This window comes from Urechidicola sp. KH5 (assembly GCF_054661455.1).
Genome location: NZ_BAAFSW010000003.1, coordinates 151171 through 170887, shown reverse-complemented (window position 1 = coordinate 170887; position 19717 = coordinate 151171). Strand labels below are relative to the sequence as shown.

The 19717-nt window shown below is 34.9% G+C and carries 14 protein-coding genes and 1 other RNA gene; 4 read left to right on the top strand and 11 right to left on the bottom strand.

Going from position 1 to position 19717, the window contains the following annotated elements:
- Window positions 1-28: 28 nt before the first annotated feature.
- From ACYQ5R_RS09220 to ACYQ5R_RS09205, 4 genes are all read left to right on the top strand, one after another.
- Window positions 29-475: a Fur family transcriptional regulator gene (locus ACYQ5R_RS09220; RefSeq protein ID WP_460190646.1), complete on the top strand. Its 447-nt coding sequence runs from the start codon at window positions 29-31 to the stop codon at window positions 473-475.
- Window positions 476-490: 15 nt separating this feature from the next.
- Window positions 491-1762 (top strand): adenylosuccinate synthase, encoded by a 1272-nt coding sequence (locus ACYQ5R_RS09215; RefSeq protein ID WP_460190645.1) that lies wholly within the window; start codon window positions 491-493, stop codon window positions 1760-1762.
- 129 nt (window positions 1763-1891) lie between these two features.
- The gene (locus ACYQ5R_RS09210) at window positions 1892-3631 is read left to right on the top strand and encodes an OstA-like protein (protein ID WP_460190644.1); all 1740 of its coding nucleotides are present in this window, start codon (window positions 1892-1894) and stop codon (window positions 3629-3631) included.
- Window positions 3621-4799, top strand: a complete 1179-nt coding sequence (locus ACYQ5R_RS09205) for an aspartate aminotransferase family protein (RefSeq protein WP_460190643.1) — start codon at window positions 3621-3623, stop codon at window positions 4797-4799. The genes ACYQ5R_RS09210 and ACYQ5R_RS09205 overlap by 11 nt, the downstream gene beginning before the upstream one ends.
- 284 nt (window positions 4800-5083) lie before the next feature.
- Here ACYQ5R_RS09205 and ACYQ5R_RS09200 read toward each other — a convergent pair whose 3' ends face one another.
- The 11 genes from ACYQ5R_RS09200 to ACYQ5R_RS09150 form a co-directional block, all read right to left on the bottom strand.
- Window positions 5084-5641 carry a TlpA family protein disulfide reductase gene (locus tag ACYQ5R_RS09200; protein ID WP_460190642.1) on the bottom strand — a complete coding sequence of 186 codons (558 nt, stop codon included), beginning with the start codon at window positions 5639-5641 and terminating at the stop codon, window positions 5084-5086.
- A gap of 112 nt (window positions 5642-5753) precedes the next feature.
- Window positions 5754-6626 carry an anti-sigma factor gene (locus ACYQ5R_RS09195; RefSeq protein WP_460190641.1) on the bottom strand — a complete coding sequence of 291 codons (873 nt, stop codon included), beginning with the start codon at window positions 6624-6626 and terminating at the stop codon, window positions 5754-5756.
- 77 nt (window positions 6627-6703) lie between these two features.
- A complete protein-coding gene (locus ACYQ5R_RS09190) occupies window positions 6704-7369 on the bottom strand; it encodes a Crp/Fnr family transcriptional regulator (RefSeq protein WP_460190640.1) in 666 nt (221 codons plus the stop codon).
- 99 nt (window positions 7370-7468) lie between these two features.
- Window positions 7469-9736, bottom strand: a complete 2268-nt coding sequence (locus tag ACYQ5R_RS09185; protein ID WP_460190639.1) for an aconitate hydratase — start codon at window positions 9734-9736, stop codon at window positions 7469-7471.
- A 184-nt stretch (window positions 9737-9920) separates the two neighbouring features.
- Complete coding sequence (locus tag ACYQ5R_RS09180) at window positions 9921-12698, bottom strand: bifunctional aconitate hydratase 2/2-methylisocitrate dehydratase (RefSeq protein WP_460190638.1); 2778 nt, start codon at window positions 12696-12698, stop codon at window positions 9921-9923.
- 329 nt (window positions 12699-13027) lie between these two features.
- Window positions 13028-13342: RNase P RNA component class A (rnpB, locus tag ACYQ5R_RS09175), an RNA gene on the bottom strand.
- 161 nt (window positions 13343-13503) lie between these two features.
- A complete protein-coding gene (dnaJ, locus tag ACYQ5R_RS09170) occupies window positions 13504-14637 on the bottom strand; it encodes a molecular chaperone DnaJ (RefSeq protein WP_460190637.1) in 1134 nt (377 codons plus the stop codon).
- A gap of 9 nt (window positions 14638-14646) precedes the next feature.
- A complete protein-coding gene (locus ACYQ5R_RS09165; protein WP_460190636.1) occupies window positions 14647-15189 on the bottom strand; it encodes a nucleotide exchange factor GrpE in 543 nt (180 codons plus the stop codon).
- A gap of 130 nt (window positions 15190-15319) precedes the next feature.
- Complete coding sequence (gene murA, locus ACYQ5R_RS09160) at window positions 15320-16630, bottom strand: UDP-N-acetylglucosamine 1-carboxyvinyltransferase (RefSeq protein ID WP_460190635.1); 1311 nt, start codon at window positions 16628-16630, stop codon at window positions 15320-15322.
- 3 nt (window positions 16631-16633) lie between these two features.
- On the bottom strand, window positions 16634-17275 hold the full coding sequence (locus tag ACYQ5R_RS09155) for a DUF4290 domain-containing protein (RefSeq protein WP_460190634.1): 642 nt from the start codon (window positions 17273-17275) through the stop codon (window positions 16634-16636).
- An 88-nt stretch (window positions 17276-17363) separates the two neighbouring features.
- Window positions 17364-19709 (bottom strand): ATP-dependent helicase, encoded by a 2346-nt coding sequence (locus tag ACYQ5R_RS09150; RefSeq protein ID WP_460190633.1) that lies wholly within the window; start codon window positions 19707-19709, stop codon window positions 17364-17366.
- Between the last annotated feature and the right edge of the window lie 8 nt (window positions 19710-19717).

The window sequence follows — 19717 nt, the reverse complement described above, 5'->3', positions numbered from 1 at the left end:
TTGTCGTTTGATTTTTAAGACCATTTAAATGAGCGAACAACAAGATCATCAAGCCATTGTAAAAGAGGTTTTCGTTAAGTATTTAGAGACAAATAAGCATCGAAAAACTCCTGAAAGATTTGCTATTCTTCAAGAAATCTATGACGAAAATGACCACTTTGATATTGAGTCGCTTTACATAAGCATGAAAAATAAAAACTATCGTGTTTCTAGAGCAACTCTTTACAATACGATTGAATTATTATTAGAATGTGGTTTGGTGCGTAAGCATCAATTTGGTCAAAATCAAGCTCACTACGAAAAATCGTATTTCGACAAGCAACACGATCATGTAATACTAACTGATTCTGGTGAAGTTATGGAGTTTTGCGATCCTAGAATTCAAATTATTAAAAAGACGATTGAAGAAACTTTCAATATTAACATTCACTCACATTCTTTGTACTTCTATGGGACAAAGAAATCTGACAACTAAATAATCACACTAAAAATGGCTGTAAATTTATTACTAGGCTTGCAATGGGGAGATGAAGGCAAAGGAAAAATTGTCGATGTATTAACCTCTCAATACGATATTATTGCGCGATTTCAAGGTGGTCCTAATGCAGGACACACATTAATATTTGATGGACATAAACATGTTTTGCATACAATACCTTCTGGGATCTTTCACAAATCTGCAATGAATGTTGTTGGCAACGGGGTTGTTATTGATCCTGTAATCTTTAAGAAAGAATTAGACAATCTAGATAAATTTGATATTGATTTCAAATCAAAACTTTTAATCTCTCGAAAAGCACATTTAATTTTACCAACGCATAGATTATTAGATGCGGCATCAGAAGCCTCAAAAGGAAAAGCTAAAATTGGCTCTACTTTAAAAGGTATTGGCCCCACTTATATGGATAAAACAGGTAGAAATGGTTTACGCGTTGGAGACTTAGAGATGGATAATTGGGAAGAAAAATTTGACAGCTTAACTTCTAAGCATATTAAAATGTTGGATTTTTATGGAGTAGATTTAGACTATGATTTAAAAGCACTTCATTCAGAATTTAAAGTTGCTATTGAAGCTTTAAAAGAGTTGACATTTATTGATAGTGAAGAATATTTAAACCGAGCTATGAAAGTTGGTAAATCTATCTTAGCAGAAGGTGCGCAAGGTTCATTATTAGATATTGATTTTGGAACATATCCATTCGTAACTTCATCTAATACTACAGCTGCTGGTGCTTGCACTGGTTTGGGTGTTGCACCAAATAAGATAGGTGAAGTAATAGGTATTTTTAAAGCGTATACAACTCGTGTTGGTTCTGGGCCTTTCCCGACTGAATTATTTGACGAAGATGGGGCTACTATGGCTAAAGTAGGTCATGAATTTGGGGCTACAACAGGAAGACCTCGTAGATGTGGATGGTTAGATTTAGTGGCCTTAAAATATGCTGTACAAGTAAATGGTGTTACACAATTAAATATGATGAAAGGAGATGTTCTTTCGGGATTTGATACTTTAAAAGTTTGTACATCATATAACTACCGAGGTAAAGAAATTTCTCATTTACCGTTTGACATTGAACCAGAAAATGTAACTCCTAATTACACAGAGTTTAAAGGTTGGGAGGAAGATTTAACCGAAATGACAGATGCTAGTCAATTTCCGCAGAACTTATTGGACTATATTGCTTTTATCGAAAAAGAAGTCCAAGTTCCTGTTACAATTGTCTCTGTTGGCCCAGATAGAAAACAAACAATTTTAAGATAAATCAAAACACCGCTACTAAGCGGTGTTTTTTTTTTGATTATTAACTTTCTATAATTCTTTAAGAAAGCACAATAATTCTATTATAAACTCATTAAAATAATTAGTTTTGTGAACCAAGCAAAAAGCTAGATGAAACATTTATTTTTAGTAATCTTATTAACCATTTGCAGTATCGGATTTAGTCAAAATAAGAGTAAAATTAATATTTTGAATTATGATGTAACGCAGCAAAGTGAAGAGAATCCAGAAGCAACAATAGCCTATGGAAATGTGGTTATAGAGATTAATGGTGCTACCATAAAATGTGATAAAGCTGAAATATATTTTAAAAAGAATTACCTCAAAGCTTTAGGAAAAGTTATTATGAACCAAGGTGATACGGTAATTCTAACCTCTAAATTTGCTGATTACAATGGCGAGACCCAAATGGCACGTGCTTGGGAAAATGTGCTTCTAAAAGACCCCAGTATGACCCTTAATACGGAGCGATTATTTTTTGATAGAGCCAATCAGCATTTATTTTACAAAGAGCATGGTACTATTAAGGATTCTATCAATGTTTTAAAAAGTAAAATAGGTAATTACTTTTTAGAGAATAAGAAATTTCAAGCAAAATCTAAAGTAGTTGTAACCAATCCAGATCATGTGCTCGAGTCTAATTACTTAGATTATTTTACAAATTCTGCACAAGCTTATGTCTATGGTCCATCAACCATTACCAGTGAAACTAGTGTAGTTTATACAGAGAAAGGGTATTCAGACACAAAGAATAAAATCTCACATCTAACTAAAAATTCTTGGATACAGTACGATGATCGTCTAATTGAAGGTGATAGTTTGTTTCACAATGGAGTCACTAGTTTTTCTTCTGCTACAGGCAATATAAAAATTACAGATACAATTAACGACAGTACTTTAAAAGGTGGCTATGCCGAAGTATTTAAATTAAAAGATTCGGCATTTGTAATAGATCGTGCTCAAGTCATTTCTTTAATGGAGCAAGACTCTTTATACATTCATGGGGATACCCTAATGGTAACAGGCAAGCCAGAAGAACGTCTTATTCGTGCATATCATCATGTAAAAATATTTAAAAGTGATTTACAAGGTAAATGTGATTCTTTGTCTAGTTACGAAGTTTCTGGTGTTACAAAAATGTTTAGAAAACCTGTATTGTGGTCTAATGAGAGTCAAATTACTGGTGATGTAATCCACTTTTTGTCAAATAAAGAAACAAGTCAATTAGATTCACTTAAAGTATTAGGTAACGCCTTTATGGTTCAAGAAGATTCAATTGGCTTTAATCAAACAAAAGGACGCGATATTTTTGGTAAGTTTATAGAGAATGATTTAAAAATAGTAGATGTTCAAGGTAACGGTCAAGTAATTCATTATGTTAGAAATGAGGAAAATGAGTTGTTAGGAATCTCAAAAGTTAGATGTAGCAATATTTATGTAACACTTAATGACTCTAAATTAGAAACTATATCGTTTTTAGTGCAACCAGAAGGAAAGACTTATCCTGAAGAAGAATTGCATGTAAACGATCGAAAATTAAAAGGATTAGAATGGCGAATTGCTGAGCGCCCAATGACCAAAGAAGCTATTTTTATAGTAGATCCAGGAGATGCAGAAATGCGCAGATTGGCTTTAATTGAAGAGCGCGAAGCAAGAATACAAGCAGCTAAAGAAGCAGAGGAAGCCGAAGAACGAAGAAAAGCTGCGGAATTATTACAAAAACAACAGGACAGTTTAGCACAAGCAGGAGCACTAAATAAAGAGTTAAATCCTAAAGCAAAACAATCTTCCAACAATAAAACTCCGTCCAAAGAAAAGCGCAAGAAAGAAAAAGCAAGAAATGAAGAGTGATTTTCTTAAATATCAAGCACAAACCACTCCTCACCCACTCGGAATAGAGATTTCTAAAGCAAAGGGTTCTTACGTTTATGATTCAAATAATAAAGCCTATTTAGATTTTATTGCTGGTGTATCTGCAAATAGCCTAGGTCATGGCCATCCAAAGGTAATTCATGCTATTAATACTCAGGTGGAACGATATATGCACGTTATGGTGTATGGCGAATTTGTTCAAGAGCCTGCGCTACAACTTGCTAAAAAATTAATTGAGTTATTACCAAATAATTTTGAAACGGTATACTTTACCAATTCTGGAACAGAAGCCACAGAAGGGGCCTTAAAATTAGCAAAGCGTTTTACGGGAAGACATCAAATTATTGCCGCAAAATACGCCTACCATGGTAATACACAAGGTGCAATGAGTGTTTGCGGAGCTGAAGAACAAAATAGAGCTTACAGACCATTGATTCCGGGGGTTTCTTTTATAGATTTTAATGATTTATCGCAATTAAATAAAATTACTACTGAGACTGCAGGAGTTATTCTAGAAACTATTCAAGGTGGCGCAGGATTTATTGAACCTCAAAATAATTATTTAGAAAAAGTAGCTCAACGATGTAAAGAGGTTGGTGCTCTTTTAATTTTAGATGAAATTCAAACTGGCATTGGTAGAACCGGAACTTTCTTTGGATTTGAAAATTACAATTGTACTCCTGATATTGTCATTACTGGTAAAGGATTAGGAGGAGGTATGCCAATTGGAGCGTTTATTAGTTCTTATGATATTATGGCTTCTTTAAAGCAATTTCCTAAACTTGGGCATATTACCACATTTGGTGGTCATCCAGTTATTGCCGCTGCGGGATTAGCAACAGTTAACACTATTGTAGATAGTAATTTGATGCAAGAAACATTAGAAAAAGAACTTTTAATCAAATCACTTTTAAAGCATCCAGAAATAAAAGAAATAAGAGGTAAAGGATTAATGTTAGCGGCTATAGTTGATAGTTCCGACAAAGCTTCTGCAATTATCCTCAAGTGTTTAGAAAAAGGGCTTTTATTATTTTGGTTATTGTTTGAATCAAGCGCTATTAGAATTACACCTCCCTTAACTATTTCTTCGGATGAAATTAAAAAAGGTTGTGAAATCCTTCTAGAAGCCATCGACGAAATCTGCTAATTATTTATACCCCCACTATTCTTGTTAAAAATTAGTTAATCTGATTATCAGACTGTTACATTCTATTTTCCACAGCGTCTTTATAATAAATAACTTTAAATTTTACAGCTATGAAAACCATGCAGTTAGACACACCAACAGAGGCCAGAAAGTTTGCTGTATTTACCAACTTTAGAGAAAGTAAACGCATTAGATGGACTGAAAAAAGACACTATAGTCATTAAAAAACATATTATAGTTAGTAGCAAAATCCTGTAGCAACCCGTAAGTTGCTCAGGATTTTTTTATTGTAGTAATTCATCTAATAATTCATGGACTCCTTTTGAATTCCAATTTAATGGCCCAACTTCATGCGCTACAATCTGCCCTTCTTTATTTACTATATATGTTGTGGGAATACTTGACACTGGAAAAATGTCTGGAGTAATTGATTGTTGAACAAACGATGGGAAATTAAAGTTCTCATTTTGCATATACAATTCTATTGGAGTGGCCTCTTCATTAGAAACCATTATAAAGGATACTTTGTCTTCATATGAATTATAAAGTTTTTGAATACTGGGCATTTCTGCTCTACAAGGTGGACACCAAGTAGCCCAAAAATTAATAAAAACAACCTCCCCCTTTAGATCTTTTAGATTTACATTAGCTGTATTTAAACCTCTTAATTGCCATGAAGCTTCGTTTATAAACTCTCCATTTTCAACAATAGAAACAGATGAAACCGCACCTCTCAATTTTGACATATACTCCTGAATCACACCCCTCAATGGAGTTAAAAATATTAATGCTAAAACTCCTAAGAAAATTATATTAGATCGTTGTGATTTTGTGATTTTCATTTATAATAATTTCATGCTTAGTTCGGCACAAACAAAGATACTTACATAAAAAGAAAAGCACAGCAATGCTGTGCTTTTCTATCTTAACGCAAAAATTTATGAATCAGTGGGGTTATCTCGTTACAGTACCACTAGGTAAGCTGCCTAAGTTTTGCATCATATCATATGGACTGTGAACATTTGCATTGGCTGGAATTACACCAACTAATGGTTTAAGGGTAAATGGCGCTGCACTATTATCTGGATAAGGCTCAATAGATATTACAGCTGTGCCACCAGATAAATCTGTAGGGAATGTTAAACCTGCTGGTGCATTTATAAGAAAGTCTTCACCAGGAAAGAAGCCATTTGGGTTCGGCATTGGTAATGGCACTGGCCCACTAAACATATCGTTAGCATCTGTAGCATCTACAGCGGTAAAAGTTCCTGTACTTACAGGCATGCCATTTATAACAGCCCATCCTTCATACATCCATCCATCAGGTAATGTAGGAAGGTCAAGACCAGCTACTGGGCTACCAGAAGAGTTGTCTAACCACCATACTCCACTTGCTTCATTGGTATTGTCATTATCTGTTGGGGTGGCAAGTATATAAGTACCCATAGAATTACTAAAATCTCCAACAATTGCTGTTGTTACATTTGCATTGTCTCCATTAAAATCACCTACTAAATATTTAGTGTCGGCAGGAGCAGGATCCGGGTCCACAGCTGGCTCAATGGTTAATACAAAAGTGGTAGCACTTTCTAACATATTTTCGTCAATTACAAAAGATTGCGGAAAAGTAGTACTACTAAAAGTACCTGTGCTTACAGGAGCACCATTAACAATTATCCAACCTTCATACACATAATCTGCTCCTAGATCTTCAAGACCTGTAAGATTAAGCGTTAAGGTGTCTAAGTTATTATCATCATCGTCATCGTCGCAAGAGATTACAATAAAACTAAAGGCAACAAAGGCCATAAGAACAAATTTTTTCATCATACTAATGTTTTAATTAATACTGACAAATCTATTGTGCTCTTAGAACATAAAATGTTAGATAGCTAACATTTGCCTTAAATTTTGATCAATTCTATCTTTTTTCTATTAAAATTTAAGAAACCTTCTTCCTTTAATTCGTTCATAATCAAATTTAAAGTAGGTCGAGAAGTACCTATTAAAGAAGCTATATCTTTTTGAGTATAGGGATGCATAATAACTTTATAACCGGTTTCTGGACAGTCGTAACCAAAGTCTTCACATAGTTCGAATAAAAACTCTTGTAATCTAGTTTTAGAGTCTTTAAATAAAAGAAGTTGTAACCTACGCTCTAACTTTCTAAATCTAAAATTGATGAACTTATAAAAGCTCAACGCAAATTCTTTATTATCTCTAATTAAATCTTGAAGTGTTTCTGCATCCATAGGACACAAAGAAGTTTCATTGTCTATAGATTGTGCAAACTCATTTCTAGTTTCTTCACCCAAAACAGCTTTTTCTCCAAAAACTTCACCTTTGGAAAGAATTGCTTTAACCACTTCTTCCCCATCTTCGGTATAATAACCTAATTTCACTTTGCCCTCATTAATTAAATACATCTTTTGGGCCGCATCTTCAGCAAAATAAACGTAATCAGATTTATTATATGTATTGAAATCATGTGTATCCTTATATTTCTTGAATTTATGCGGACACAATATATTGAAGAGATTTACACATTCAAGATACCAAATGTTTTTCATAAAATAATTTTGTGCTTTAGTCACTATTTTGGTCGAAAGAAATAAAAAAAACTCACAATCAAAAAATTGTGAGTTTTCAAACGGATATAAACAATGTGTTTACACGTTTTGTTTTTTTATTAAATTCAAAGCAGAACCTTCCTTAAACCACTCTATTTGCGAGTCATTATAGGTATGATTCAATTTTATAACATTTTTACTTCCGTCATCATGTACAATTTCTAAACTTAATTGCTTACCTGGAGAAAATTCATTTAAATCTAAAAAATTAAATGTATCATTTTCTTCAATTAGGTCATAATCATTTTCATTGGCAAAAGTTAAACCCAACATACCTTGTTTTTTAAGATTTGTTTCATGAATTCGTGCAAACGATTTAACAATTACAGCAGCAACTCCTAAATGACGAGGTTGCATGGCAGCGTGTTCTCTAGAAGAACCTTCTCCGTAATTGTGATCTCCAACTACAATGGTTTTAACTCCTGCTTCTTTGTAAACCCGCTGAACATCTGGTACTCCACCGTAATTCCCGGTCAACTGATTTTTTACAAAATTTGTCTTTTTATTAAAGGCATTAACTGCTCCTATAAGCGTATTGTTAGCAATATTATCTAAATGTCCTCTATAGCGCAACCATGGTCCAGCCATAGAAATGTGATCAGTAGTACATTTACCAAAAGCTTTTATCAATAATTTGGCTCCTTTAATATCTGTTCCTAATGGCACAAACGGTGTTAATAATTGTAATCGTTGAGAATCATCTTTTACAACAACATTCACCCCACTACCATCTTCTAGTGGCTCTAGGTAACCGTTATCTTTAACTTCAAACCCTTTTGGTGGTAACTCCCAGCCAGTTGGTTCATCTAACATAACTTCCTCTCCATTTTCATTTGTCAACGTATCTTTTAATGGATTGAAATCCAATCTACCGGCAATAGCTATAGCCGCTGTTAATTCTGGCGAAGCTACAAATGCATGGGTATTTGGATTACCATCTGCACGCTTCGCAAAGTTTCTATTAAATGAGTGCACAATACTATTTTTAGGCGCATTCTTCGGATCGCTGTATCGAGCCCATTGACCAATACACGGGCCGCATGCATTTGTAAAAATAGTGGCATCTAAATTTTCAAACACTTGCAAAATACCATCACGTTCTGCTGTATAACGCACTTGTTCAGAACCAGGATTGATACCAAATTCTGCCTTTGTTTTTAAGCCTTTATCTAAAGCTTGCTGCGCAATCGAGGCTGCTCTAGATAAATCTTCATATGATGAATTGGTACAAGACCCAATTAAGCCCCATTCTACTTCTAAAGGCCAATCGTTATCTGTAGCCTTTTTGGTCATATCTACACCTACGTCAGTAGATAAATCTGGAGTAAAAGGCCCATTTAATAGAGGTCCTAATTCAGAAAGATTAATATCGATTACTTGATCAAAGTAATTTTCTGGATTTTCATAAACTTCTGAATCTGCAGTTAAATAAGACCTTATTTCATTTGCCGCATCTGCAACATCTGCTCTATCGGTAGAACGTAAATAGCGCTCCATAGAGTCATCATAACCAAAAGTTGATGTGGTTGCACCTATTTCTGCACCCATATTACAAATTGTTCCTTTTCCGGTGCAAGACATAGCTGTTGCACCAGGACCAAAATATTCTACAATGGCGCCAGTACCTCCTTTTACAGTTAGAATTTCTGCTACCTTTAATATAACATCCTTTGGGGCGGTCCAACCAGATAACTTACCAGTTAATCGCACTCCAATTAGTTTTGGAAATTTTAATTCCCAAGCCATTCCTGCCATAACGTCAACCGCATCTGCACCACCTACTCCAACAGCAACCATACCTAATCCACCAGCATTTACTGTATGTGAATCTGTACCGATCATCATACCACCAGGAAACGCATAATTCTCTAAAACAACTTGATGTATAATACCTGCTCCCGGTTTCCAAAATCCAATTCCGTATTTATTAGAAACCGATTCTAAAAAATTAAACACCTCACTACTAACATCATTGGCATGCTTTAAATCTATTGCAGCACCTTCCTTGGCTTGAATTAAGTGATCACAATGCACTGTTGTTGGCACTGCAACTTTTTGCTTACCTGCCTGCATGAATTGCAATAATGCCATTTGTGCAGTTGCATCTTGACACGCAATTCTATCGGGTGCAAAATCAACATAATCCTTTCCTCGATCGAATGCCTTTGTTGGTTTACCACCCCATAGATGATTGTACAATATCTTTTCAGAAAGTGTTAAAGGTCTTCCTACAACTTCTCTTGCTGCGTCAACGCTAGAAACCATTCTTGCATACACAGCTCTAATCATTTCTATATCAAAAGCCATATCTTTTTGTTTTAGTTTTTTATATCCACTAAGATACGAATAAAAGCAACCGTATTTTCATGATTCATATAGAGTTAACTTATACCATTGTCGCAAAAACTTATTTTACTCCATTTTTGAAGAATACTAAAAACAAAAAAGCCCGAGAAGAATCTCGAGCTTTTAATTTTTATATCAGATATCGTTAAAATACCAACTCCTTTTTTGAAGGCTTGAATCTTGTTAACACAATTCCATCTACAGCTGCTTCATATTCTTTCATTGTTGGAGTTCGTCCTAAAATAGTAGACAATACAACTACTGGAGTTGATGAAAGTAAAGACTCTCCTTTTTTCTCTCCAGCATCTTTTACAACTCTACCTTGGAATAAACGTGTTGATGTCGCCATCACTGTATCTCCTGGTTCTGCTTTTTCTTGGTTACCCATACATAAGTTACAACCTGGTCTTTCTAAATATAACATATTGTCATATTTTGTACGTGCCTCTCCTTTCGGTGCATTATCATCAAATACAAATCCTGAATATTTTTCTAACACATCCCAATCACCTTCTGCCTTTAATTCATCTACAATATTATATGTAGGAGGAGCAACTACTAATGGAGCTTTAAATTCTACTTTACCATTTTGAGCTTCTATATTCTTAAGCATTTGGGCTAATATTTGCATATCTCCTTTGTGAACCATACAAGAACCTACAAATCCTAAATCCACTTGCTTTGTACCTCCGTAGAACGATAATGGACGAATTGTATCGTGAGTATATCTTCTAGAAGGGTCTTCATTATTTACATCTGGATCTGCAATCATTGGCTCAGCAATTTCATCTAAGTCAATCACTACTTCAGCATAGTAATTAGCGTTTTTATCAGGTCTTAAAGTTGGTTTTGAACCTGTTTTAATTTCTGAGATACGCTTATCTGCTTTTTCAACTAATCCTTTTAACACTTGCTTCTCGTTATCCATACCTTTCTCAATCATGATTTGGATACGGTCTTTTGCTATTTCCAATGATTCAACCAACGTCTCATCTTCAGAAATACATATAGAAGCTTTTGCTTTCATTTCAGCGGTCCAGTCAGTAAAAGTAAAGGCTTGATCAGATGTTAAGGTGCCAATATGCACTTCAATAATTCTACCTTGGAATACATTTTCTCCACCAAATTGTTTTAACATTTGTTGTTGCGTAGCATGCACAACATCACGGAAATCCATGAAGTTTTTCATTTCACCTTTAAATGTCACTTTTACAGACTCTGGAATTGGCATTGTAGCTTCACCAGTAGCTAAAGCTAATGCCACTGTACCTGAATCGGCTCCAAACGCAACACCTTTAGACATACGTGTATGAGAATCTCCACCAATAATAATATCCCAATCATCAACAGCAATGTCATTCAGCACTTTGTGAATAACATCAGTCATGGCGTGGTATTCACCTTTAGGATCACGTGCCGTAATTAAACCAAAGTCATTCATAAACTTCATCAATCTCGGAATGTTTGCTTTTGATTTATCATCCCAAACAGAAGCAGTATGACAACCTGATTGGTAAGCACCATCAACAATTGGAGAAATTACCGTTGCAGCCATCATTTCTAGTTCTTGTGAAGTCATTAGACCTGTAGTATCTTGAGACCCTACAATATTCACCTCTACACGAACATTTGAACCTGCGTGTAATGTTTTACCTGGTGTAGTTCCAACCGCATTTTTATTAAAAATTTTCTCAACAGCAGTCAATCCTTGTCCTTCAACAGAAATTTCTTTTGAAGTAGCATATACTTGAGGAATATCTATTCCTAAAGCTTTACAAGCAAAGGTTTGTAATTTTTTACCAAATACCACTGCGTATGATCCACCAGCTTTAATAAACTCCATTTTTTGAGGAGTTAATGCTGCAGAAATATCTTTTAATTCCACGTCTCCGTGGTATAATTTTTTCGTTTTTGTGTTAATAGTTAATACAGTACCAGTCTCAACAGAATATACTTGATCTAAAACTGGTTCTCCTTCTGCATCAACAATAGTTTTACCATCTGCATCCTTCTTGGTTACCCAGTTTTTTAGGTCAATTCCAATACCACCAGTTACACCAACCGTTGTTAAGAAAATTGGAGCAATACCATTTGTACCTGCGATTACTGGAGCAATGTTTATAAAAGGTACATAAGGACTAGAAGAAATACCTGTCCAAAGTGCTACGTTATTTACTCCAGACATACGAGAAGAACCAACACCCATCGTTCCTTTCTCAGCCACTAACATAATACGCTTATCTGGATGTTGCTCTTTTAAAGCCAACACTTCTTTCTGCATATCTTTGTTGTGCTCAAAAATAGATTGACCGTGTAATTCACGATCTGATCTTGAGTGTGCATCAGCACCTGGAGATAATAAATCTGTAGAAATATCACCAACTCCGGCAATGTATGTTACAATTTCAATTTCTTCATCTATTTCCGGAAGCTTCGTAAAAAATTCAGCTTGAGCATAACTCTCAATAATTTCTTTAGCAATAGCATTTCCTGCTTTCATTGCCTCTTCCAAACGCTCTGTATCTGCTTCGTATAAAAATACTTGTGTTTTTAATACTTTAGCTGCTTCTACTGCAATAGAAGCATCAGTACCCAATGCTAAATCTAATAATACTTTTATTGAAGGACCACCCTTCATATGAGATAACAATTCAAATGCAAAAGATGAAGAAATCTCTTCAACCACAGATTCACCAAGAATTATTTCTTTTAAAAATTGAGCTTTAACAACAGCTGCACTTGTTGTACCCGGTAGTACATTATAAATGAAAAAATCTAGTGAAGCTTTTCTATGCTCGTTACTTTCGTCTTTAATTTGAGCAATAACTTCATTTAATAATTCAGCTCCATCAATTGGTTTAGGGTGTAAACCTTGCTCTTTACGAGCCTCAATCTCATTGATGTAATCCTTGTAAGTATTCATAAATCTGTATTTTAATATTAAGTGGAAGGTAAAAATTGCATTAATAACTTCATTTATTTCAATGGATTAGCAATTTAAAAAACCCTCCAAAAAAGGCATCTTTTTAAAATCTAAAAAAGCTTAGAAAAAAGCTTTGCGAATTTAAGAAATATTCACCCAATTTAAAAGTCAAAATAAGGTAAACTAACGGGTTTTTCATTTCTTCATATTCCTATGAATTTATTGAGATTATAGTAGTTTATTTGAATTTAATTTTAATTAATTCAAAATCAGATTCGTTTTTTTAATTCCTCTTATTTTCTATAAAGCAAAAACACAAAAAATGAAGAGAAAAAAGCAGACCTATAAGCCGGATTCTGTACTCAAAAAAGTTCTTATCATTTATCTAGATTATTGGTTACCCAATAACTCAATCTGCCTACCCCTTGAAATTGAGCGAGTAACTCTTACCCTTTCGGGGCTTCAATATACGTGGCATTTCACCGCATAGAGTTTACCTGATTTCACTACAGCCTAACTGTACATTCTTTCTGTTGCACTGGTCCTAACAAGTTACCTTGCCGACGGATGTTATCCGCTATGCTACTCTTTGGTGTCCGGACTTTCCTCCCCGCCAAAGGCGCGGCGATAAGACGATCTGCTTGCAGCAAAAATACACAAATAAAAAAACCCACTTAATTACTTAAGTGGGAAAATTGCTATGAAAAAGAAAAAGTATTATTAATCATTTACGATTAACAATATTTCAAATCTACTTACACATTTAAACAAATCCAACGATTGTTTATAAATTGTTTAAAAGTAATTATGAGAACATGTCCTTAACCTTTTCAAAAAATGATTTATCAGATTTTGAAGGAGTTGGCTCAAAATTTTCTTCATTCATTTGAGCTTCAAAAAATTGCTTTTGCTCCTTATTTAAACTTTGAGGTGTCCATAAATTAATATGTACCAATAAATCACCTGTACCATAACGCTCAATACTCGGTAATCCTTTTCCTCTCAATCTCAATATTTTTCCAGACTGTGTACCAGCCTCAACTTTAATTTTTACTTTTCCTGTAACCGTTTCAATCTCTTTACTGGCTCCTAATACGGCTTCAGGATAACTGATGTATAAATCGTAATGAAGATTCATTCCTTCACGAGTCAATGAGTCGTGAGGTTGCTCTTGAATCAGCACTAATAAATCTCCCGGAACACTATTTTTACCAGGAGCCTCATTTCCTTTTCCAGTAACTTTTAATTGAACACCATCTGAAACTCCTGCTGGAATCTTAATGCTAACAGTTTCTTCTTTGGTAATCATACCTTGTGCATCACTACCTTTTGGTCTGTTATCAATTACTTCACCTGCCCCCTGACAAGTAGGACATGTTGATGCTGTTTGCATTCTACCCAAAATAGTATTGGTAACCTGCATTACTTGACCTTGGCCATTACAAGTTGAACAAGTCTTAAATGTAGCGCCATCTCCCATCACTTTGCGCTTCACTTTTACCTTTTTCTCAACACCATTGGCAATATCAGCTAATGTCACGTTTACACGGATTCGCATATTACTACCTTTAACTCTAGCTCTGCCACGTCTTCCGCCGCCACCAAAGCCGCCGAATCCTCCACCACCGCCGAAAATATCTCCGAACTGGCTAAAGATGTCTTCCATGTTCATTCCGCCACCGAAGCCGCCGCCAAAACCACCAGCACCGCCATTTTCAAATGCTGAATGACCAAACTGATCGTATCTAGCACGTTTGTTTTCGTCGCTTAATACTTCATACGCCTCAGCTGCTTGTTTAAATTTTTCTTCAGCTTCCTTATCATCCGGATTTTTATCTGGATGAAACTTAATCGCTTTTTTACGATATGCTTTCTTAATTTCAGCAGCCGATGCTCCTTTCTGAACACCTAATATTTCGTAATAATCTTGTTTTGCCATATGTATTTATTATTGCCCAATTACAACTTTAGGGTAACGAATAATTTTATCTCCTAATTTGTAGCCTTTTTCTACTACATCAACAATCTTACCTTTCAAATCTTCTGAAGGTGCAGGGATTTGAGTAATAGCTTCATGAATTTCTGCATCAAAAGCATCACCTGCTTTTGCCTCTACATCTGCCAACCCTTTTTGAGTTAAGGTATTTTTTAATTTAGAGTTAATTAACTCCATACCTTTTAAAAGTTCCTTGTCTTTTGCTTTTTTAATTTCAGCCAATCCTCTGTCAAAATCATCTAAAATAGGCAGTAAAACTGTCATTAATTCTTGATTGGCAGTCTTAAATAATTCTATGCGCTCTTTAGAAGTACGTTTTTTGTAGTTTTCAAACTCTGCAAACAATCGCAAAAACTTATCTTTTTCTGCTTTTATTTGCTCTTCTGCATTTACTTCTTCTACAACCGTTTCTTCTTGATTTACTTCTTGTTGCTCGTTAGTTTGCGCTTCGTTCTGCACTTCTTTATCCTCTATATTCTCTTTCGATGTACTCATGATTTGTTTCTGATTAAAATAATCTTCGATTATTGTTTGCAAAAGTATTGCCATTTCGTTACCAGTGACAACATGTCATAAAAAAATCCAAAGACTAGCTTTGGATTTATAATGTATCTTTTGGGGAATTTCATCCTTCTATTCGTTCGATTTTGGCGCCAATGGCTCTTAAACGCTCATCTATATTTTGATACCCTCTATCAATTTGTTCAATATTGTGAATAGTACTCGTACCATTGGCTGAAAGGGCTGCAATAAGTAATGAAATACCTGCTCTAATATCTGGAGATACCATCGTAGTTGCCTTTAATTGCGACTGATGATTTGAACCAATAACAGTAGCTCTATGCGGATCACATAAAATAACTTTAGCTCCCATATCAATTAACTTGTCTACAAAGAATAAGCGACTCTCAAACATTTTTTGATGAATCAACACACTACCCTTTGCTTGTGTAGCAACAACCAAAACAATACTCAATAAATCTGGTGTAAATCCAGGCCATGGAGCATCTGAAATGGTCAGCAAAGAACCATCTATATAATTTTGAATCTCATATGATTCTTGAGCAGGAATATAAATATCATCATTCACTTTTTCTAATTGAATACCCATCTTACGGAATACTCTAGGAATCTGACCTAAATCTTTCCAACTCACGTTTTTAATTGTCAACTCTGATTTGGTCATGGCAGCCATACCAATCCAGCTACCAATTTCAATCATGTCTGGTAAAATTCTATGATCACATCCTCCTAATGACTCTACACCTTCAATTGTTAAAAGGTTTGAACCTACACCACTAATTCTAGCTCCCATCGAGTTTAACATTTTACTCAACTGTTGCGTATATGGTTCGCAAGCCGCATTATAAACTGTAGTTGTTCCTTTAGCAAGTACGGCAGCCATTAAAATATTTGCAGTACCCGTGACAGAGGCTTCATCTAATAACATATCTGTACCATGAAGTTCTTCTGCCTCAACACCATAAAAACGTTCTTCTTTTTTATATCTAAAGGTCGCTCCAAGATTAATAAATCCTTCAAAGTGTGTATCTAAACGTCTTCTTCCTATCTTATCTCCACCTGGTCTTGGTATGTAACCTCTGCCAAAACGCGCCAATAAAGGCCCTACTATCATTATTGAACCTCTTAACGAGCTTCCATCTTTTTTAAAGGCTTCAGACTCTAAATAATCTAAGTCTATAGCATCAGATTGAAACGTATAGGTATCCTTGTTTAATTTTTCAATCTTCACACCTAATTCACCAAGAATGTAAATTAACTTATTAACATCTATAATATTTGGAACATTACTAATAGTTACTTTTTCTGGAGTTAATAAAACTGCACATATTACTTGTAGTGCTTCATTTTTTGCTCCTTGTGGGGTAATACTTCCTTGTAATTTGTGCCCACCCTCTATTTTAAATGTAGCCATGAATTATCGGTTCTTTTTACGGTAGTTTTTTTGATTTTTTTGGTTCTTTTTACCTTGACCTTGCCTATTTGATTTTTTACGTAATAAACTTGAACTTTCTGCTAAAGGCTCTTCAGAGTTTCTCAAATCTAATTTGCCCTCTGAAAGTTCAAATAAATGATCAAAAATTACTTTATCTTCCACAGTGTCTTTATTCCAGTTCAAATAACACTTTTTCATATGATTGGCGATCACATACGTTAAACCTTCACGTTTTTCACCTTCTTCCCAGGACAATGCTACATCTATCATCGTCTGAATGTTAGTGCCGTAAAAACGATATTTTGAAGCTGTTTTAGGATACGCTAATGGCTCTGGCTTTTCTTGTAATTCTTCTTTAGAAGGAACAGGATATGGAGAGTCTGCCTCTAATTTAAACTCAGACATTATAAATAATTGATCCCATAATTTATGTTTAAAATCAGGTACATCTCTTAAATGAGGTTGTAAATTACCCATTACATCAACTATTGCTCTGGCCATTTTATTTCGCTCTTCTGCATCTTCTAAAGCCACACAATGATCTACCAATTTTTGAATATGTCTTCCATATTCTGGGATGATTAATAGCGGACGTTCTGAATTGTATTCTAAATCAAATGTCATGTTTTCTCTTAATATTAATAATTGCAAAGTACGTTAAATTGTCTGGTCTTGCAATGGTCAGTTATGAATTAGTTCTAAAAAATATTTATTAACTAATCACTTTTAATTTAGCAAACTGTAGCAGTAATTTTTTATTGCCAACAGTCTCAAATTTTATTTCTGCTTTCTTGTTAGGTCCAGCTCCTTCTAGTGCCAATACTTCTCCTTTACCAAACCTTGAGTGCTCAACAATGTTACCAACCGCAATTTGATTGTCAAATAAATTTGCACTACCCGTATTAGATTGAGACACCTTCTTTAAGTTTTTTGGCGGACTAAATTTAGGCGCTACTTTCTTAGGAACTTGTTTTGGTCTTAAACTAGTTGGTGGCTTACGTTGAATCGGTTTTTTAAATCGTACCCTATCCTGTGGAATATCTCCAAAAATATCGTTGTCTATAAACTTATTCGCTATAGCTGGTTTGGGTGGAGGTGATAAATGCTCAAGATATTGCTCGTCAATTTCCTCTAAAAACCTACTTGGTTCGCAATCAATAAGTTTACCCCATCGATAACGTGTTTGCGCATAACTCAGATAAGCTTCTTGTTCCGCCCTAGTTAAAGCCACATAAAACAACCTACGTTCTTCTTCCAACTCACTACGAGTATTCATGCTCATAGCAGAAGGAAACAATGTTTCTTCTAGACCTACGATATACACAATAGGAAACTCCAATCCTTTGGCAAGATGTATGGTCATTAATGAAACTCGTGGTTTATCGTCCTTTTTATCGTTATCAAAATCTGTAGCTAAGGCCACATCTTCTAAGAAGAAGGCTAAAGAGGCATCTTCTTCTTTTTGTTTTTGAGCTTCAATAAAGTCTTTCACACCATTCATTAATTCCTGCACATTCTCCACTCTACTATCAGCTTCAGGAGTTCCGTCGGATTTTAAATCTTTAATTATACCCGTACTTTTAACTACAATTTCGGCCATTTCAAATGCATCTTTAGATTGCGAATCAATCTGAAAACGTCGAATCATCGTTGCAAAGTTCTGTAACTTTGTTTGTGTACCCGTATTTACCTTTATTGGGTAGTTGTGCAAATTTTGAATTATGGTAAACATCGATTTACCATAGTGATTTGCAGCCACAGCTAATTTATCTAGAGTTGCAGCTCCAATACCTCTTGCAGGGTAGTTTATAACGCGCTTAAAAGCCTCCTCGTCATCTGGATTCATTATCAAACGTAAATATGCTAATGTATCTTTTATCTCTTTACGCTGGTAAAAAGACAAACCACCATACATTCTGTACTCAATATTCTTTTTGCGCAATGCATCTTCTATAGACCTAGATTGGGCATTCGTACGATATAAAATAGCGAAGTTTTCATTAGAAAGCTGCCTATTCATCTTATTTTCAAAAATGGATGCAGCTACAAATCGGCCTTCTTCGGCATCAGAAAATGTTCGCATTACCTTGATCATAGAACCAGCATCATTCTGTGTCCATATTTCTTTGTCAAGCTTGGTCTTGTTCTTATCTATAACGCTATTCGCAGCTTTTACAATATTACTTGTAGAGCGATAATTTTGTTCTAACTTAAATATTTTAACATCTTCGTAATCCTTTTGAAAGTTCAAAATATTTTGAATGTTCGCACCACGGAACGCATAAATACTCTGAGAATCATCTCCTACAACACAAATATTTTGAAACCTATCTGCCAAAGCACGCACTATCAAATACTGAGAATGATTGGTATCTTGGTACTCATCTACTAAAATGTATCGAAACCTATCTTGGTATTTTGCCAATACTTCTGGGAAACGAGTCAACAATTCATTAGTTCGTAACAACAAATCATCAAAATCCATAGCTCCAGATTTAAAGCAACGTTCAACGTATTGCTTATATACCTCACCCATTTTAGGACGCATTGCTGCTCTATCGGCTTCCTGCAAATCACTATTTTGATAATAGGCTCTAACGGTAATCAAGCTATTCTTAAACTGCGAAATCCTACCTAAGACCTGTTTTGGTTTGTACTTGTCTTTGTCTAGTCCCATCTCTTTAATAATGGATGTCAACAAGCGCACCGAATCTTGTGTGTCGTAAATCGTAAAATTTGAAGGGAAACCTAATTTATCTGCCTCTGAACGCAATATTCTTGCAAATACAGAGTGAAACGTACCCATCCATAAATTTTTGGCCTCTGAAGTTCCAACCACTTTAGCAATACGGTCTTTCATTTCGCGTGCTGCCTTATTGGTAAAGGTCAATGCAAGAATATTAAACGGGTCTACCCCACCTTGCATTAAATGTGCAATTCTAAAAGTAAGTACCCTTGTTTTTCCTGAACCTGCTCCAGCAATAATAATCATAGGGCCATCTTTATGTAAAACGGCTTCTTTTTGTGCTGGATTTAAAGAATCTAAGTAATTGGACACCTTGTAGT

Excerpts from the sequence above, each read along its gene's own strand:
- ACYQ5R_RS09220 (WP_460190646.1), top strand. The coding sequence starts at position 29 with ATGAGCGAACAACAAGATCATCAAGCCATTGTAAAAGAGGTTTTCGTT.
- ACYQ5R_RS09215 (WP_460190645.1), top strand. The coding sequence starts at position 491 with ATGGCTGTAAATTTATTACTAGGCTTGCAATGGGGAGATGAAGGCAAA.
- ACYQ5R_RS09210 (WP_460190644.1), top strand. The coding sequence starts at position 1,892 with ATGAAACATTTATTTTTAGTAATCTTATTAACCATTTGCAGTATCGGA.
- ACYQ5R_RS09205 (WP_460190643.1), top strand. The coding sequence starts at position 3,621 with ATGAAGAGTGATTTTCTTAAATATCAAGCACAAACCACTCCTCACCCA.
- ACYQ5R_RS09200 (WP_460190642.1), bottom strand. The coding sequence starts at position 5,641 with ATGAAAATCACAAAATCACAACGATCTAATATAATTTTCTTAGGAGTT.
- ACYQ5R_RS09195 (WP_460190641.1), bottom strand. The coding sequence starts at position 6,626 with ATGAAAAAATTTGTTCTTATGGCCTTTGTTGCCTTTAGTTTTATTGTA.
- ACYQ5R_RS09190 (WP_460190640.1), bottom strand. The coding sequence starts at position 7,369 with ATGAAAAACATTTGGTATCTTGAATGTGTAAATCTCTTCAATATATTG.
- ACYQ5R_RS09185 (WP_460190639.1), bottom strand. The coding sequence starts at position 9,736 with ATGGCTTTTGATATAGAAATGATTAGAGCTGTGTATGCAAGAATGGTT.
- ACYQ5R_RS09180 (WP_460190638.1), bottom strand. The coding sequence starts at position 12,698 with ATGAATACTTACAAGGATTACATCAATGAGATTGAGGCTCGTAAAGAG.
- dnaJ (WP_460190637.1), bottom strand. The coding sequence starts at position 14,637 with ATGGCAAAACAAGATTATTACGAAATATTAGGTGTTCAGAAAGGAGCA.
- ACYQ5R_RS09165 (WP_460190636.1), bottom strand. The coding sequence starts at position 15,189 with ATGAGTACATCGAAAGAGAATATAGAGGATAAAGAAGTGCAGAACGAA.
- murA (WP_460190635.1), bottom strand. The coding sequence starts at position 16,630 with ATGGCTACATTTAAAATAGAGGGTGGGCACAAATTACAAGGAAGTATT.
- ACYQ5R_RS09155 (WP_460190634.1), bottom strand. The coding sequence starts at position 17,275 with ATGACATTTGATTTAGAATACAATTCAGAACGTCCGCTATTAATCATC.